The sequence below is a fragment of the Pseudomonas sp. LP_7_YM genome (genome assembly GCF_004364435.1).
GTDB lineage: Bacteria > Pseudomonadota > Gammaproteobacteria > Pseudomonadales > Pseudomonadaceae > Aquipseudomonas.
The window spans coordinates 481685-498291 of sequence record NZ_SOCT01000002.1 but is presented as its reverse complement, the minus strand read 5'-3'; the positions used below and the strand labels follow the sequence as shown (position 1 = coordinate 498291).

General features: G+C 57.9%; 14 protein-coding genes and 1 pseudogene. 4 read left to right on the top strand and 11 right to left on the bottom strand.

From position 1 onward, the window contains the following. Positions 1-86: 86 nt before the first annotated feature. On the bottom strand, positions 87-2231 hold the full coding sequence (gene dinG, locus EC915_RS07355) for an ATP-dependent DNA helicase DinG (protein WP_133749871.1): 2145 nt from the start codon (positions 2229-2231) through the stop codon (positions 87-89). Positions 2232-2356: 125 nt separating this feature from the next. Between dinG and EC915_RS07350 the strand changes: the two genes are divergently transcribed. Further along, positions 2357-2821: a DUF2269 family protein gene (locus tag EC915_RS07350; protein ID WP_133749870.1), complete on the top strand. Its 465-nt coding sequence runs from the start codon at positions 2357-2359 to the stop codon at positions 2819-2821. 130 nt (positions 2822-2951) lie between these two features. Here EC915_RS07350 and EC915_RS07345 read toward each other — a convergent pair whose 3' ends face one another. The 3 genes from EC915_RS07345 to EC915_RS07335 form a co-directional block, all read right to left on the bottom strand. Next, positions 2952-3725, bottom strand: coding sequence for a collagen-like protein (locus EC915_RS07345; protein WP_133749869.1), 774 nt, complete (start codon positions 3723-3725; stop codon positions 2952-2954). Next, the gene (locus EC915_RS07340; protein WP_133749868.1) at positions 3718-3993 is read right to left on the bottom strand and encodes a DUF1145 domain-containing protein; all 276 of its coding nucleotides are present in this window, start codon (positions 3991-3993) and stop codon (positions 3718-3720) included. The genes EC915_RS07345 and EC915_RS07340 overlap by 8 nt, the downstream gene beginning before the upstream one ends. 196 nt (positions 3994-4189) lie before the next feature. Continuing rightward, positions 4190-4897, bottom strand: a complete 708-nt coding sequence (locus EC915_RS07335; protein ID WP_133749867.1) for an OmpA family protein — start codon at positions 4895-4897, stop codon at positions 4190-4192. 244 nt (positions 4898-5141) lie between these two features. On the opposite strand from EC915_RS07335, the gene EC915_RS07330 reads away from it, so the two are divergent. Further along, positions 5142-5639, top strand: coding sequence for a DUF6231 family protein (locus tag EC915_RS07330; RefSeq protein WP_133749866.1), 498 nt, complete (start codon positions 5142-5144; stop codon positions 5637-5639). A 10-nt stretch (positions 5640-5649) separates the two neighbouring features. Then, entirely contained in the window at positions 5650-6123 is a 474-nt protein-coding gene (locus EC915_RS07325; RefSeq protein WP_133749865.1) for a YchJ family protein, read from the top strand. A gap of 72 nt (positions 6124-6195) precedes the next feature. Here EC915_RS07325 and EC915_RS07320 read toward each other — a convergent pair whose 3' ends face one another. Continuing rightward, on the bottom strand, positions 6196-6801 hold the full coding sequence (locus EC915_RS07320; RefSeq protein ID WP_133749864.1) for a hypothetical protein: 606 nt from the start codon (positions 6799-6801) through the stop codon (positions 6196-6198). Between the two features lie 109 nt (positions 6802-6910). Here EC915_RS07320 and EC915_RS07315 point away from each other — a divergent pair, with 109 nt between their 5' ends. Further along, on the top strand, positions 6911-7396 hold the full coding sequence (locus tag EC915_RS07315) for an LEA type 2 family protein (RefSeq protein ID WP_133749863.1): 486 nt from the start codon (positions 6911-6913) through the stop codon (positions 7394-7396). A 339-nt stretch (positions 7397-7735) separates the two neighbouring features. Here the strand turns inward: EC915_RS07315 and EC915_RS25025 are convergent, their stop codons facing one another. The 6 genes and pseudogenes from EC915_RS25025 to EC915_RS07285 all read right to left on the bottom strand — a co-directional run bounded on the left by EC915_RS25025 (position 7736) and on the right by EC915_RS07285 (position 16483). Further along, positions 7736-8215, bottom strand: a complete 480-nt coding sequence (locus EC915_RS25025; RefSeq protein ID WP_218568070.1) for a lysis system i-spanin subunit Rz — start codon at positions 8213-8215, stop codon at positions 7736-7738. A gap of 29 nt (positions 8216-8244) precedes the next feature. Continuing rightward, complete coding sequence (locus tag EC915_RS07305; protein ID WP_133749861.1) at positions 8245-8691, bottom strand: structural protein P5; 447 nt, start codon at positions 8689-8691, stop codon at positions 8245-8247. A 436-nt stretch (positions 8692-9127) separates the two neighbouring features. Continuing rightward, a complete protein-coding gene (locus EC915_RS07295) occupies positions 9128-9508 on the bottom strand; it encodes a hypothetical protein (protein WP_133749859.1) in 381 nt (126 codons plus the stop codon). Next, positions 9505-10542 (bottom strand): DUF1983 domain-containing protein, encoded by a 1038-nt coding sequence (locus EC915_RS25165; RefSeq protein ID WP_256658683.1) that lies wholly within the window; start codon positions 10540-10542, stop codon positions 9505-9507. Before EC915_RS25165 ends, EC915_RS07295 begins: the two co-directional genes overlap by 4 nt. A 2408-nt stretch (positions 10543-12950) precedes the next feature. Continuing rightward, a pseudogene (locus EC915_RS25160) lies at positions 12951-15840 on the bottom strand (host specificity protein J); the annotation flags it as partial. Positions 15841-15898: 58 nt separating this feature from the next. Next, the gene (locus EC915_RS07285; protein WP_133749857.1) at positions 15899-16483 is read right to left on the bottom strand and encodes a tail assembly protein; all 585 of its coding nucleotides are present in this window, start codon (positions 16481-16483) and stop codon (positions 15899-15901) included. Positions 16484-16607 lie beyond the last annotated feature (124 nt).

Here is a 16607-nt window from a genome sequence, read left to right as displayed (position 1 = left end):
ACAACGAGGCCATGACTGACTCGACAGCATCAAATCAGTCGGCGACAGATAAGACCTGATCGGCCGCATTTAATCCCCCGCACGTGTCAGGAAATTTCCCGACGAAACGGCGGCAGAGCATTGAGGATCGCCTTGCCGTAGCGCTGGGTGACCACACGCCGATCCAGCAGAGTGATGGTGCCGCGGTCCTGCTCGGTCCGCAGCAGCCGACCACAGGCTTGAATCAGACGCAGCGAGGCATCGGGCACAGCGATTTCCATGAACGGATTGCCACCCCGGGCTTCGATCCATTCGGCCAGCGCGGCCTCGACCGGGTCATCGGGCACGGCAAACGGGATCTTGGCAATGACCACGTGTTCGCAGTAAGCACCCGGCAGGTCCACACCTTCAGCGAAGCTGGCAAGGCCGAACAGCACACTTTCATCGCCGCCATCGACCCGAGCCTTGTGCTTGTTGAGCGTCTCCTGTTTGGACAGGTTGCCCTGAATGAACACGCGCTTGCGCCAGTCGCGCTCCAGTCCGTCAAAGACTTCCTGCATCTGTTTACGCGAGGAGAACAGCACCAGCGTGCCCCTTGAGCCTTCTACCAAACCCGGCAGTTCGCGAATGATCGCCGCAGTATGCTCGGCAGCATTGCGCGGGTCGGCTTTAAGATCCGGCACCCGCAGTACACCGGCGTCGGCGTGATGGAACGGGCTGGGCACCACTGCGGTAACCGCGTCTTTGGGCAGGCCGGCGCGCATACGAAAGCGGTCGAATTTGCCCAGCGCAGTCAGGGTGGCAGAGGTGACCAGCGCGCCATAGGCCACGTTCCACAGATTACGACGCAGCATCTCGGCCGCGAGGATCGGGCTGGCGTTGACTTCGATATCAAACAACGAGCCGCTGTCGGCCAGGGTCAGCCAGCGCGCCATGGGCGGGCTGTTTTCCGGATCCTCGGCAGTGAATGCGGTCCACAGCTCCCAATTGCCGTGTGCCCGGGCCAGCAGGCTGCCGAACAGCGGATACCACTCTTCGGCCTGGTGGCTGGCAATACCGATATTGACCTCGCCATCCATGCCTTCCTTGAGCAGCTCGGTGAGGCGGGTGAAGAGGTCGTCGAGCCGGGCAAAGCCTTTCTTCAACTCGATGCCCATTTCGCGCATGTGTTCGGGCACTACGCCCCCAACGAAACGATGCCGCGGACGCTCACGCCCCTCCATGTCCTCACCGGCCTTGAAATCGGCCAATTGCTCGCAGGCAGTGAACATGAATTGCTGCTGTGTCTTGATTTCGCGGGCCAGTTCCGGCACTTGCTCGATCAATTTGCCCAGATCACCGGGCAGCGGGTGCTGGGCCAGTAATTTAGTGAGGTTCTTGGCGGTCTGCTCCAGCCAGTCGGCGGTTGAGCGCAGGCGACTGAAATGCGCGAAATGACCGATGGCCTTGTCCGGCAGGTGGTGGCCTTCGTCGAACACGTACAGCGTCTCGCGCGGGTCGGGCAGCACAGCACCGCCCCCCAGCGCCAGGTCAGCGAGGACCATGTCGTGGTTGGTGACGATGACATCGACTTTTCCCATGCCTTCGCGAGCTCTATAGAAGGCGCATTGCTGAAAATTCGGACAATGTCGGTTGGTGCACTGGCTGTGATCGGTGGTCAGCCGCGCCCAGTCCTGATCCGCCAGTTCCTGAGGCCAGCTGTCACGGTCGCCGTCCCATTTGTTGCCGGCAAGTTTTTCGATCATGGTGGTGAACAGCTTCTGACTGGCCTCGTCGACCTCGATCTTGAAACCTTCTTCCTCGAACAACTGGGCAGTAGCGGTCTGGGCGTTACCCTCCTGCAGCAGCACGTCGAGTTTGGACAGGCACATGTAACGACCGCGCCCTTTGGCCAGGGAGAAGGTGAAACTCAATCCACTGTTGCGCATCAGGTCGGGCAGGTCCTTGTGGACGATCTGCTCCTGCAGCGCGACGGTTGCCGTGGCGATGACCAGGCGCTTGCCCGCTGCCTTGGCGGTCGGAATCGCGGCGATCGCATAGGCTACGGTCTTGCCGGTACCTGTCCCCGCTTCCACTGCGACCACCGCCGGGTCGCCCGAGCGGCGGCCTTCTTCGTCGGTGTCGATATCACCCAGCACCTTGGCTACCTCGGCGATCATCAGACGCTGGCCGTAGCGAGGCTTGAGGCTTTTGGCTTCCAGGAAACGCGAATAAGCGCCCTGAATCTGGGATTTGAGTTCGGTACTGATCATGGGCTGGGTCGTTGGCTCGGCGTCACAGGATTTACAGGTGAAAAAACCGCTGGATAAATTATCAGTGGTTGCAGCGGGCGGCTATCATACCGCGCTAATTCTTTCTGCGCAGATCGGAGTTCTCGATGTCCCCTGTAGCCTTTGTCTACGTCCTGCATGTACTGGCCGCTGTTTTATGGGTAGGCGGGATGTTTTTCTCATGGATGATCCTGCGACCAGCGGTCATCGCCGCACTCGAGGGCCCGGCACGACTGAAGCTGTGGTTGCAGGTTTTTCAACGCTTTTTTGTCTGGGTGTGGTGTGCGGTGATCCTGTTGCCGGTGACCGGAATCGGCATGATCAACATCAACTTCAGCGGTTTCCAGACTGCTCCACGTTACGTGCAGGTGATGATCGGGCTGTATGTGGTGATGGTGGCCCTGTTTCTGAGGGTTTCAACGCTGAACCTGCCGCGATTGCGCAAAGCCGTGGAAGCCGAGCAGTGGGCTGAAGGTGCAGTAACGCTTGCCGGGATCCGGCGAGTGGTGGGAGTCAACGTGCTGGTGGGGATCGCTGTGATTGCGATTGCGGCCGCCCGGCCGGGGTTTTAAGTACTTGCCAGTCATGCGGTGAACTCTATAGGAGTGAATTCATTCACGAAGGCATGCAGGCGATGAAGGTATCTCGCTTGCCTTGGCCTCTAGCGAATAAATTCGCTCCTACAGAGATGAGAGTTTGATCCTACAACTTGCGCACGCTCACAGAGCCTGCTGGTCCAACGGAACCTGGTTGGCCTTTTTCACCCTCTCGGCCGGATTTGGCACCATCAGCGCGATACACCAGACAGCCTTTGGACGCACCGCCCTTGCCGCCGCGACCGCCTTCCCCGCCAATCCCGCCGGCGCCGCCCTGCACGTTGACCTTCACCTGTTCATCCGGGAAAGCTTGTGGCAGTTCCAGGCGTACCAGTGCCCCGGGCGCGCCTTCATGGCCATTGGCGCCGTTATCGCCATCGAAACCACGGCTTGCCGATCCCCAGGTACAACCCGGTTCCTGGCCATTGCCACCGTCCAGGCCCGCATACCCGGGCGATCCCGCGCCGCCACGGGCGTCGATGGACAGCAGGTCGGCATTCAACGCCTCGATCCGCAGGTTGAGGCTGCGTCCTGGCGACGGCGCCTTCTCGAAAGTGCCCGGCGCGCCACGTGCGGTGATTTGAGCACCACTGCCCAGATCGCCCTGTTTGACCTGCAAATTGAGCGTGTCGGCGCCAGGCACGATAGCGATTCGCGACTCATGGCCCATGACCAACTGCCCGACTCGCACATCGGTCACACCGGCCGGGATCAGCAGGGTTCCGTAATCGGCCACTTCCAGACGATCCAGCTGCATGACGCTGGCGTTGCTCGGCAGGCGCATCAGCGAATGCGACTCCACCGAGATGCTCTGGGCCATGATCAGAGGACTGCTTAGCGCCGACAGCAGGCCCGCCGTCATTAGTAACACGTTACGCATGGTGAACCTCCGCCTGGCGGCGACCAAAGGATTGCAGGTGGAAAATACCGAAAACCAGAATCTGTATACGATCAAGCCAAGGGTGCGCACGCCCCCGCAGGCTACCGTTGAAGAGAAGCAGTTCCATTACATGGGTCAGCAGCAACAGACTGCCGGCCAGTTTGATCAACATATCGAAGGGCACCGGCAGAACAGCGGTCTGATTGACCAGCACCACTGTCCAAAACCCCAGCGTCAAAACTTTCCCTAACCCCCAAACCAACTTCATGACACGCCCCTGCTGTTTTTTTATTTCCGTGCTGCAAAAAATGCTTTGCGCACAGTACGGCGACGGGAGCGACTATGCCAGAGGATGACTTCAAATGCCGCAGGTTTGATGGCGATGCGGGTGAGAGGCTATCTGGCTCGGGAAAAAGAAAACCCCGACGCAAAGTCCGGGGCTTTCTCTAATGCTTAACTGTCGATCAGCGATTAATCTTGATCTCGACACGACGGTTCAACGCACGGCCTTCAGCCGTTTTGTTATCGGCGACAGGACGGCTCTCACCATCCCCTTCCACCGAGACAAACGCACTGCGGGCAATACCTGCGCTGACCAGATAATCCGTTACCGAATGCGCACGTTTTTCAGACAGCTTCTGGTTATAGGCATCGCCGCCCACGCTGTCCGTGTGTCCACTGACATGCAATTGAACGTTGGCCGCTTCAGCTTTCAGTTTGGTTACCACCCGATCCAACTGCTGCTTGTCGCCTGGCGTCAACGTCGCCTTGTTGAACTCGAAATGCACGTCACGAATGGTGATCACTTCTTCTTTAGGCAGCGTAACCGGAGCAGGCACCGGCTCCGGCGCAGGAGCTGGCGCTACGATCGGACAGCCTGCGGCATCGACCGGCGTACCTTTGGGTGTATTCGGGCATTTGTCGACGCTGTTCAGCACACCGTCGCCGTCATCATCGCCATCACCATGCGCCCAGCAATAAGCACCCGCCATTACACCCACCGCACCACCCAGCCCCGCCGCGACGGAGGCGGACTGGAACGCCCCGACGGCAGCACCGCTGAGCGCACCCCCTGCCGCACACAAAGGCCAGTCGGTCTTTTGCAAGCCAGCACAGCCTGTCAATACACTGGCAACCAAAATCAGAGGTAACGCTGTCCGAATCATGCTCATACAGTTCTTCTCCTTTGGTATCGGCTAAATCCGACTGAAATGCAGTAAAGACGCCGCAGCTTCCATTTGCCAATCCGATCCAGGTCGTTTGATGGGTTTTAAGCACGTAGACGGGCGTGCTCTTTAAGAAAAAGCCTTTTGCCTGCACTTCGTAGGCGTTGCCATAACGTGCAATTAAAAAGCTCAAGCACTAGGCCACCAGAATTCAGCAGGCTAACCTTGCAGGCTTAATTGAGGGATTTCGATGACCGACAGTGTATCCACCCGCACGCCACAACAAGCGCTGGCCGCCCTCCTGGACCGCTATGCGCCCAAGCGTTTGCTGTTGATCGGCGCCAGCGGTTTTCCAGCCTTGCAAGCTTTTCAGGACGCGCATCCGAATGCTGAACTGACGCACGCGGCGCCGGGTGCACTGCCTGCAGACATTGCTGCCCAGCGTTTCGATCTGGCGCTGGTCGTTGATTGCCTGGAGCACATGCCGAAACGCGCAGGACTGGAATTGCTGGGCGGGATCCGCAACCTCAATGCCAGTCGCATCGCCGTGCTGGCCGATATGAAGGCGTGTGGATGGCAGACCACGGACTTTTACTCACTGGCGTTACAGGCCAGCGAACGTTTCGTCAGGGACGGACAGGTGCTGACACTCTTCACCTACGACCTTCGCGAATACAAACAAGTACCGGACTGGCTGAACGCGAAGTTCTGGGCCAATCCGGAAAATTTTGGCAAGTACTGGTGGTGAGATCTGCAACATGAGCAGTGCAATTTGTCCCTGTGGCAGCGGCAACCTTTCGGACGGCTGCTGCGGTCGCTATCATGCCGGCACACCCGCGCCATGCGCAGAGGCGTTGATGCGTTCGCGCTACAGTGCCTACGTCCTAGGCTTTGTGGATTACCTGCTCGACACGACGCTGCCGGCCCAGAAAAACAGCCTGGACCGTGAGTCGATCAGCCAATGGAGTGCGCAAAGTACCTGGCTGGGGCTTGAGGTGGAGAGTGCCGAGTTGTTGGGCGGCAAGCCGGAGCACGCGTTTGTGACCTTCACGGCGCGCTGGCATGACGCGGTCGCAGAGCATAGTCACCGGGAGCGTTCGGCGTTTGTTCAGAACGACGGGCGCTGGTATTTCATCGACCCGACCGTGCAACTGAAGGCCGGACGCAACGATGCGTGCCCTTGTGGCAGCGAGCAGAAATTCAAGAAATGCTGTTCGGCTTATATGGCGTGATCTCGCCGCCTATGGATACGTGCGGCCTGAGCGCATTCGAAACCCTATCGAGCTCAGTCAGGCAGCGTTTCATCACACAAGTTTGATGTGCGAAATATCCGGGATCAGCACATGCTCGACCGATTTGATCTGGCCCATGTCGCTGCCCTCAGGCGCCAGGCTCAGACCTGACAGATCCAGTCGAGGCGCGACCGGCGCCGCCTTGGGGTCCTGTACGTCCTGCCCAAGCTCAGAAATGCTCAAGTCCGGTGCCTCGACATCGACAAATGCGGCCATGTACACATCTCGCGGCTCGGTCTTCGTCGTGAGTAGCCGCTTTGCCTCCCCGGCACGGGTCGACACCGAAGATAACGATGACCGGCGTGTCCAGTTCGGCTCATCCGGTGGTGGAGCGAGCTCGACTTCTTCGATTTCGACCTGTTGCGTTTCAGTCTCGGGGGCGACCTGCTCCGCCATCGCCACGACTTCCACCAGCGCACCAGCGCGCTCCAGAGTGGACCGATACTTCTCGGCGCCCACCTGATCGAGCATGTTCTTGAGCACCAATCGCCGACCAGAAAACAGCAGCGTGAGGCGCTGGGCGTCGGCCTGAAACAGTTTCGCCAGGTTGGCCTTGACCCGATCAAGTTGCGCGCCCGGTATCAATTGTCCAGAAAAAACAATTTCGTACAGCTTCACGGGTCAATACTCCTTCGACACATGGCGTCAGTATGGCGCAGGCTTTATGTAACAGCGAGTGCCCGCGGGCTGGCCACTTGCTATACTCAGGCCCGACGGGAGTAAAACAATGTTTCAGGCAAGCATAATCAGAGTCGTCGCCTTGTTCATGGCGCTGACACTATCGGGCTGTTCGTCGTTGATCACCGGTGGCAACCAGGACCTCGACGTCAAGCTTCTCAAAGTCGACGTGGTCAAGGCCAGGCTGCTCAAGCAGGACTTGAAGCTGCGCTTTCGCGTGGACAACCCCAACGACTCCAGCGTGCTGGTGCGCGGGCTGCGCTACAAGGTGTTGCTCGACGACATCCTGATCGCAGATGGCGACTACAGCGACTGGTTTGTGGTCAAGGGCAACAGCCACCGCAATTTCTCGATACCGATCCGCACCAACCTTTGGGAACATCTCAAGGACGTCGCGCGGATGCTCGGCAAGCCCAATCAGGCCGTACCTTACCGGCTGGACGGCAAGCTCAGGACCGGATTCGTATTTGGACACAGCATGCGTATCGGGCGTAATGGCGAGATAACGCCGGGTGCGTTGATACCGGTGGAATAAGCAATGAATCCTGGGCCTGGCCTGCTCCGCGATCTGCAAACTGATTCATCGATCCGAAGTACATCACGTCATCTTCAGTGGCATTTCCTTCTTAGTGGACATTACTCGGTTTACCAAACAGCCGATAACGACCCAAAGGAGATGCACTTCTATAATGGTCACCTGATAGTTACGGCCACTGGCCGATCAAGCGGTAGAAGTTGACGCCTCCTCGGTGGACCGAAACAGTCGGTCTCCGATGAGAGACGCAGGATGGGGCCGAAAAAGAAAAACCAACGCCCGTTAACTTCATTGGTGTTGTACGCCTGATTGGACCAGCGCTCAGCCTGTCACCGCGCATTAACGGCACACGTTCTTGATATACGACTGGGCAGCTCTTAAGGCTGCCTGATCGGCGATGATGTCCCGGCGGAGATCGAGAACAGCTTGTCCAGTTTCCCGATTGAGTTCGATGGTGCCTGCATTACCCACGCCGGCGGCGCTGGCGGTACCGGACACGTTCCCGTCACGGGCACTACAACTTCCCGCGATGCGCAACCGGCGAGTGCCATCAGCAACAGCCCGGCGCAGAGTGTCATTTTCAGCATTGAGTTTCCCCTTCTCTTCAGTGCCGGTTTTGTCGAGTGCAGCGAGCTTTTGTTCGACGGCCTGCTGCTTTGCCAAGGCTTCGCGGGCCTGCCTTGTGCCAGCGGCTGAGACAGTGGCCAAGTCTTTCTGGTGATCTGATTGAGCGCTGGCGATCACCTGCCCATACGCATTGGCCTGCCAGAACCAGGCAGCCGCGAACCCGATGCTGATAAGCGCGATGACTGCCAGCATGTAGGCCAGCAGCTTGACGCGGACATCCGTCACGCCAGCGCCCTCTGCACGCCTTCAGCAATCACCGACGCAGCATAAGGAACTGCGCCGTTTTCATGCCGGATGATCCCGGTGGTCAGGGCGATCAGCGTTCTGAAGTTGCGGATGTCGATCGGCTGATTGGGCTGAACGCCGACATCTGCGGCCACGGCCCTAATGTACGCCTCGGTGTCATTCTCCCCGCCCGGCGCCCACCGACTGATGATCTCCCGCACAGTGTCGATGCCGGGGCCACCCACGCCAGGCACCCCGTCCTTACCCCGGTACGCCAGCAAGAGCTTGGCCAGTGCACGGATGCCATTTTCGGCGGTGTCGAATCGGGCGAAGCGTTTCTCGATTGCCGGGTCTGGCGGGAGCTGGCCCTGCCATTGGTTGCGCGGGTTGTAATCGATGTTGCCGGGGTTGTTGTTCCGAATCCCTCGGGTGATGAGTGTCATTCACGTTTCTCCAGACGAAAAAAAACCCGCACTGGGCGGGCTCGGTGAGCAAAGGATTACCGTGCGGGCATTAACGACAAACGAATGCCCGAATGCGATTTTGCGTTCTAACCTGCCTGACTGCCTCCAGCTCAGGCGGTGGCACGGGGAAAACGCTAAACGACTAGAACGGCGCGGCAGATAGCATGGTCGGCCAACAAACTGTCACCCGCTTCCTCGCACCTGTAGCAGTGCGGCTACTTCGAGCGTCAAATATGCTGCGGGTTAATTGAATGTTTCGCGGTGCGACTTGGGATAGCTATCCTTTACAGTCTTGATTGAGGAATAAAAAGGTTCGATTTTGGCTGCTGTACCCTCGTTCATCGCATGCCACAACATATCCAGTTGGTCCGCTACAGATGGATACTCAACTGCGCGCCGTGGAACGTGATCGCTCTTATGCTGGATTCTCAACTTTAAACTCCTGATCTTGATAGGGCCATAGTATTACTTTCACCAGATGCTCTCCAGCCGAAGTAAACTCCAGTTCAACATCTGTACCGTCCGCTGCATAGTCATGACCTTCAATCGTGACAGTGGCACCTGCAAGTACGCCTGCAAGAGTATTTCCATTCAGCTCTGTCGCCATTTTTGGACGTTGTTTGAGTATCCCCTCCGGCATGTAATATTCATCGGACCGAACTTGCAGGGGAGCCTTGGCGAATTGAGTGAAACCGTTAATTCGCATATTGAGCTCGGCCATATCATCCGAGCAACTGACAACAAACAAAATTCTTCCTGCGGCATCGTAAGCTGCGAATTTAGCCATATCGGTCATCGTTTTGCCCCCATTGCAAATAGATTTTTGTTTGCGATGGACACGTTGGCATCTTGCCCATACCAGTCCACCTGCATTACATAGGTCCCGGCGTCCACTGGAAGAGAGTAAGCAATACCGGGAAAACCGTCGGCCCATGTGCCTGAGAATGAAGCATAGACACCGCCGTTAATAAGCAGTCTGAAACCGTAGTCCCTGATTCCATGTCCGAAGCTCTGCGTGCAGCTAAAGTTAACTTGAATATGACCAGGCTGGTCCATGGTTACCGCAACGGCTATGACACCTATCCAGCTACCTATCCCAGAGCCTTGTGAAACTACGCTAGTGCTAGCACTGGTGGGAATCGTAACGGCGTTACCACGGATGCGGAGAGTGTCAATTTCGGCAACGCCAATTTTTGCAGTAGTAATCGCCCCGTTGGCAATCTTGGCATTCGTGATGGATGCTGTTCCAATTACCGCGTCGGCAATAAATACCTGGCCATTATCAATAACGAAAGGTGATGTGACGTTACCTGCTACGTCGCGGATGACCGCAAACCTGTCGGCTGCAACGACGAATTGCGATTGAAATACCCCGGAGTTGTTGTCCAGACTCAGGCCGAAGCCGGCGACATACTGCAGACCATTTTGCGCGGCGGCGAGCTTGACCGAATAAGTGGCCGAGATCTTCCCGTTCGAATCAGCAGTGCTGTTCGCCAGCTGTGATATCTGCGAAGTGTGTTCGCCTACGGTGCTTTGCAACTGAGTGATCGACCGCGCCTGCGCGGTTTGGGTGTTGCTTTGCGACGTGACAGTCGAAGAGAGGCTGTTCAGCGACTTAGTGCTCGCCTTGGTCGCCAGACCGTTGCTGGTGCTATTCACGCTGTTTTCCAGCGATGTCACGCGTGACGAGGAACTGCTGATGTCGACACCTTGTTGGGTGACGGTGGAACTCAACGCAGAAAGTGCCTGCGCAGAACCTGCCGCCGATCGACGCCCGACGGCGATGTAGGCGATGTCTATGACGGCGTTAGGGTCTTGCTCGATGTTCATATCGAGACGAATAGCATAAATCGCAGTCTTGCCAATCCATCCGGCATGAACAGAAAGGTCCAGTTCGATATCCTGCCAATCAGTGGTGTTGAGGTTGATTGGCCAATTGAACCGGCGAGCTTCGGATAAGCCGCCATCCTCATTCGCCCAATACATTGCCGCCGTTGCACGGCTAGTATTGCGGCGGCGCAAACGGATGCGCAGGTACGGATTCTCCGATCCATTGATATTGCCGAACGAGTTGGTTGCCTGGATTTGGGTGTACTTTGAAACGGTGGAATAAAGCGGTCCCGCCGTGATCGTCGCACCCGAGACATTCGCAACCCAGCCACGGGTTGAGCCTGTCATTTCCCATGCGTACCCGGCGACAAATGGAGCGGCGGTGCCAATTGAGTTTTTCAGGTTGGTAATGTCGGAACTTTGAGTCGTCACCTTCCCTTCGACACTCGTCACCCTGTTGCCAAGCGTTTGCAATACAGAGGCGCTGGCTTTGCTGGCCAGACCGTCCGTGGTGCTGCTTATCGCATTTTCGAGCGTTGTAGTTCGCGCCGAGACACTGGTCAGGGTTTTGCCTTGCTGACTCACAGTCGAAGAAAGCGAATCGACTGCGACGGACATTGCAGCCTGGTCACTAGCAGTCCCTTGGACTGACGGGCTGTAAGCGGTAAGAACAGCGCCCTCCTGAAACTGGGTATTATCGACCTCCATCCACATATCAGCACCCGCGCCAGATCGGTTAAACAAGCGCGCGGGATAGACCTGAATACGGGTGGCTAAAGCAGGACACACAGCGGTCAGGCTCAATCGCGTGAATGTTGTTCCTACCTGCGTTTCAGCAAGCTGAGGCGCGGTTATCACGTTCCCAGCTTCGTTTACGAATACGATGTACATGGCGAAGCGAGCGCCAACACTTGAGGCCCTCACGTAAGTGCTTAACGTGTAAGGCTGCCCGGCTACCACCTTCGCCCTTGGTCCTTCCTCGCTCCCGAAGGTGATGCCGATGTAGTCACCATTAGCGAGCGCGCTCTTGGAAACGCGTAGAGCTTTCATGCTGCTAGGCAGTGGCGAATCCACCTGAGTCAATACCGGAGGGGCGCCCGAGTTGTAATCTCTGCGCCAGTATTGCGGTCGAGTTCCGTCGGCTGCCAACACTTCGAACGAGCTATTGAGCAGCATGTTATCGCCGCCCATCTGGCCTAGGTTGTTGTTCAGTTGAGTGATCTGACCGCCAATGCTGGTCAGACCGTTTTCATTCTGCGTGACGCGACTGTTAAGCGCGGTAGTCGCTGAGGCTTGCGCGAGGAGGTCGGACGCTACGACGTCGGCGTTGTCTTGCCATCCTGTAGCAACAGAACCGGTTTGGAACTGCGCATTGTCCAGCTCGATAAACCCGGAGGACAGGGAGGCGGTCCCGTATACCACGGCTGCTACGTACAGTTTCACCGTATCACTGGCAGGGTTTACAGCAATGCCCAAGCGCTGCCAGTTGCCGTCAGCAGGAATTAACCCGGGCTGCCAAACGGTGCTTACCGAATCGTCTGCCTTGAATCCAACGACCTGGATCTTTATTTGCAGACCTGCGGTAGCCCGGATGAATACCGATGCTGCGTAAGATCCGGGGGATACCAAGATAAGTTTTGACTGCTGGATTCTGTTCCAGACAGTCGCACTCAAGCCTGTCATGTCGAGCCGCTGGACCGATCCGCCAGGCACCAGCGTGGAGGCCATCATACTCGGTGTACGGCTCCCGCCTGCCGAGTCGAACGTCCACCCATCGGCAACGCCAGGAAGCACACTGGCTTTGTCGAACGATGGGTTGTAGACCATGTTTTGGCTGCCAACGCTGCTCAGATTCGTATTGATCTGAGTGATCGCACTGCCGTTGGCGCTCAGGGTATTACCCTGCTGCGTGACCGTGTTGGTCAGTGCCTGGACAGTTGCCGCCTCGGCTTTGGTCGCCACTTGAGCGAGGGCAGTTGAAGCTGCGGCAGCAGCATCGGTCGCCGCTTTGTCCGTAACCGCTGCCCACGCGCTCCCTGTCCAGCGCTTTGGGGTGTTCGCATTGTTGCTGGTATCGATCCACAGGTTCTGCGCCAACTGATCGGCGGCCGCTGGTACCGACGACTGAACGATGACTTTGCCCTTACCGCCCGCCAGCGTGTTAGCAGCGTTTACTGCATTCTGCGCGGCGATCACGTTCTGGTTGGTGGAGGTCAGGCTATTGTTCAGGCCGGTGATGGCCGCACCCTGGCTGCTGATCGTACCTTCGGCGGTCGAAACCCGGCTCGACAGGCTCTGGACAACGGACGAATCGGCTTTGCCGTCCAGTGAGGTTTTCAGGCCCGTGATCTGCTCAGACTGAGCGGCGTTTACGCCCTCGATACTGGTGATCTTCTGCTCAGACGTGCTAACGCGCACGGCCAGACCGCTTGCCGTTTGCACTGCCTGACCGACGTTGAGCCAGAAGTCCGCATTCGGCGGCGGTGTGTTGGCCGGGACGTTCTTCGTGGCCTGATAGATAACGCCGTCGGCACCGAGTACACCCTGCCCGCTTGTGTAGCTCTGATCGTCCTTGTAAGGCATTGAGTCGGCCAGATCGGCAATCTGGTCGATTTGCGTCTGAAGCTCTCCCTGCACCTCGGCTACGGTGTTATTGACGGCCGTGATTTGCTCAACGAGACGAGTCTGTACCTCCGTCAGTTCACCACGCACTTCGCCGAGGCGCTCGTTGACCGAGCCTGGACCCTCGCCGCCAATCTTGCCAATCTCCCCCAGCAGTTCTTTGCCCAGTTCGCTTTCGGTGATCTGGCCGGCGAGATAGTCGAGAATGTCGTCAGCGTCAGCACTGGCCTGCCCCCCCACGACAGAATCGCCGACGGGGAACCACGGCCCGATGTTGCCGGTACGGTCGACCAAGCGCGCCCAGAAGAAGAACTGCTGGCCCGCGCGCAGGCCCTGCATCGTGTAATCGGTCTGTGGGTACGGGAGGTCCGCCAACTTTGTCGCACTTTCCAGCTTCGGCGCTTCTCCGTACCAGATCTCCGTACGCTGGGTGTCCTCTGCACCTGATGGAAAAGTCCATTTGATGCCAATGCCGAAGATCAGGCTCTCAGTGGTCAGCGAGGTGACCGCCGGTGGCAAACCTTCTTTGCCGTTGAGCTGGGTCAGGTTCGATGTGCGCCAAATCGACGAGATGTCGTAGGCGCTGACCGCCCGCACGCGAGCCAGGTAGGCACCCGAATAGATGCCGGTGATGTCGACACTGGTGGTGCCAGTACGCTGGACCCTGATCCAGTTTCCATTGTCCTTGCGCCACTCCACGTCATAGCTGACAGCGCCGTTCACGGCGGGCCAGGCGATGGTCATGGTGGTGACGGCAATACCTTGGTCAATCGCCGAGTTCGAAGTTAATGTGACGCTGGCAGGCGCCGAAACCACGGAGATCGGAATGACGCTGATCGAACGCTCTTCCAGGCGGGCGCCGGTGTCGATGTACCCGAACTTGCTCGGTTCGTACTGCAGCGCATTGATCTCATAATTGCCATCGGTGGTGCGCTTGGTGCTCAGCACCCGATACAGTGGGATCGCCAAATCATCAGCATGCAGCGCCCATTGAAGTTGAGGTGTCGGGGTTTCGCTGTAGGCAGTGGTTACCGTGACCTCGCGACCGGCAACGTCTTGCACCGTACGCCCTTGTGCGTTACCGCTCGGCAGGTTGATGATCAGACGATCACCGACCTTGGCCTGCGTGTCACGATCCAGCGTCACCACGCGCCCCGTCGCAGCAGAGATACGCCCGCCAATTTCGCGACCGGCCAACAGCGAATCGGCCACCGGGATAATGTAGCCAGGCAGTGGAATCGCGCCTTCCATGCCGGTTTTGAAGCTAATGGTACGGTCCTGATTGTTGCTCATCACCGCCCATTTGCCGCGACGCTGGGCTTCGGAGGCACGGGTGCAGCCGATCGCACTGATCTCCACAGGCTTGTCGCCAAAGCGGCGCTGCAAGACTGGATCGGCAAAGGCTGTCACATCGGTGTCATAGTTATTCGCCGGGTTGTCGTAACTGACGATTGCGCGGGTGTAGCGTGTCTGGGACGAGGCGCTGCCATAGGAGAACTTGCCGTCGATGACGTTCGCGCGAGTGAATACATAATCGAAGTCTTGAGCCCGTGGCATGTCGGCCTGCATCACCAGCTGGCCTTGAGCCCAGTAAGTCATGCCCCGGTAAATCGCCGAAATATCACGCAGCAGCGTCCAGGCCTCTGCCTTGCCCTGCAGGTTCATGTCACAGAGGAAACGTGGCTCCTCTCCGCCAGCCCCGTCGGGCACCAACTGATCGCAATACTGGGCGATGCGGTAAAGCTCCCACTTGTCGACCATCCACGGTTTGATGCGCTTGCCCAAGCCAAAGCGATCAGTGGTGCAAATGCCGAATGTCACCCACGCCGGGTTGTTGGTCCAGGCAAGCTTGAACGATCCATCCCAGACCCCGGAATAAGTGCGCGCCAGTGGGTCGTAGTTGCTTGGCACTTGCCATTTGCGGGCTCTGCAGTCGATGGTGACAGCCGGAATGTTAGTGAATTGCTCAGCGTCGAACTCGATGTACAGCAATGCAGTATTGGGGTAGCGCAACTTGGCGTCGATCACCTCGGTGTAACCGGCGACGAGCATGGTGTCGGCAATCTTGTTGGTGTTCTGATTCGGCGTGATGCGACGCACGCGGATCTGCCAGCCAGAGGACGCCACGGGCAAATCGATACGGCGCGAACGCTCGTAGCGGGTCGTCGTTTTGCCGTCGACAGCCTCGTCCAGCACCTGTTGATAAGCACCGCCGTCCGTGGCGATATCAACGGCATACTCGATCCGGTAACCGCCGACGTTACCGCTGTCGTCCTGCTGCTGAAGTGCCGGCCATGCCAAACGCACGCGCACGGCGGACAGTTGGGTATTGGTCAGCGAGCGTACCCATGTGGTATCGCTGCGCAACTCGACGTTAACCGTCGTCTCGTTCTCGACCGATGGAATACCAGGGATATAGGCCTGCTCCACCGAGCCGGTACGCCATTCCCACTTCACGTTCGGGAAGTTGACGTTACCGCTTGCGTCCTCAATGGGAGTGTTATCGAGATAGATGTCACGCGCAGTTGGCGTGCCCTCGAACTCCCCCTCGCCCACGGCGATCAGGATTTTCGCCAGGTTGGTTGAGCGCAGGCTGTCGGCGGCCTCAATCGGCGTTTTTGGACTGCTGCTGCCACCCTTTGCGCCATGGATGTCGATTTGTTCGGGTACGCCCATGCTAGTTCTCCAGGCATAAAAAAACCGCCAATGGGCGGTTCGGGTTCCAAGTGAAGGTTCAGGCTTTGTCTTCGGCGTAGATGGATGCAGAGATGATTGCGCCCCCCCAGCGGCGTCGGCCGATGCAGATCGGAACCGGGTTGCCGCTGGCGGTGGTGTTCCTCGCTGAGCCGAAAGCATATGACGGCAGGTTTTCCGGGGCAGCGCTTTGTCTAAGACCGGAAGCTTGAGGGCTGAGCATTTGCATAACCCCGCCAGCGAGCATCGCTATACCTGCAGGAGCCAGCGAAGGGAACCAGATGCTCGCCACCAACAGCACTACACCCACTATGGTTTGCAGAATGCCTGCCCGCTTGCTCCCCTCCATAACAGGCGCGATTCTCACCTCTCGAGTGCCACTCAAATCCAAGCTTTCTACACCAACATTTTTACCGTTACGGAAAACTGCGAAACGCATTCCCAAACCCGCAAGGCGCTTGATTTCATCTCCAAAACCTTCGAGCGTGCAAGTAAGGGCTTTAAGAGCCTCCCAAGCTCGCCCGCTATCGAGTTGACGCCGATGTAAGCGCCCGAATTTCTTTCGAAGCGGACCCGAGAGAATGATTGTGGTAACAGGGTCGAAATGAGCAGTTGCAGGGGTCATCTTTGCTCCAAGCATTAAAGAGGGTCGCCCGGAGGCGGCGGATGAGTTAGTCAGAGACAGATCGCACCGCCGATTCAACCGCGCGTCCTGGCATCATGGACCACGCCATACGCTGATGAAGATC

Coding starts and splice junctions, on each gene's coding strand:
- dinG (WP_133749871.1), bottom strand. CDS start 2,231: ATGATCAGTACCGAACTCAAATCCCAGATTCAGGGCGCTTATTCGCGT.
- EC915_RS07350 (WP_133749870.1), top strand. CDS start 2,357: ATGTCCCCTGTAGCCTTTGTCTACGTCCTGCATGTACTGGCCGCTGTT.
- EC915_RS07345 (WP_133749869.1), bottom strand. CDS start 3,725: ATGCGTAACGTGTTACTAATGACGGCGGGCCTGCTGTCGGCGCTAAGC.
- EC915_RS07340 (WP_133749868.1), bottom strand. CDS start 3,993: ATGAAGTTGGTTTGGGGGTTAGGGAAAGTTTTGACGCTGGGGTTTTGG.
- EC915_RS07335 (WP_133749867.1), bottom strand. CDS start 4,897: ATGAGCATGATTCGGACAGCGTTACCTCTGATTTTGGTTGCCAGTGTA.
- EC915_RS07330 (WP_133749866.1), top strand. CDS start 5,142: ATGACCGACAGTGTATCCACCCGCACGCCACAACAAGCGCTGGCCGCC.
- EC915_RS07325 (WP_133749865.1), top strand. CDS start 5,650: ATGAGCAGTGCAATTTGTCCCTGTGGCAGCGGCAACCTTTCGGACGGC.
- EC915_RS07315 (WP_133749863.1), top strand. CDS start 6,911: ATGTTTCAGGCAAGCATAATCAGAGTCGTCGCCTTGTTCATGGCGCTG.
- EC915_RS25025 (WP_218568070.1), bottom strand. CDS start 8,215: ATGCTGGCAGTCATCGCGCTTATCAGCATCGGGTTCGCGGCTGCCTGG.
- EC915_RS07305 (WP_133749861.1), bottom strand. CDS start 8,691: ATGACACTCATCACCCGAGGGATTCGGAACAACAACCCCGGCAACATC.
- EC915_RS07295 (WP_133749859.1), bottom strand. CDS start 9,508: ATGACCGATATGGCTAAATTCGCAGCTTACGATGCCGCAGGAAGAATT.
- EC915_RS25165 (WP_256658683.1), bottom strand. CDS start 10,542: ATGAACATCGAGCAAGACCCTAACGCCGTCATAGACATCGCCTACATC.
- EC915_RS07285 (WP_133749857.1), bottom strand. CDS start 16,483: ATGACCCCTGCAACTGCTCATTTCGACCCTGTTACCACAATCATTCTC.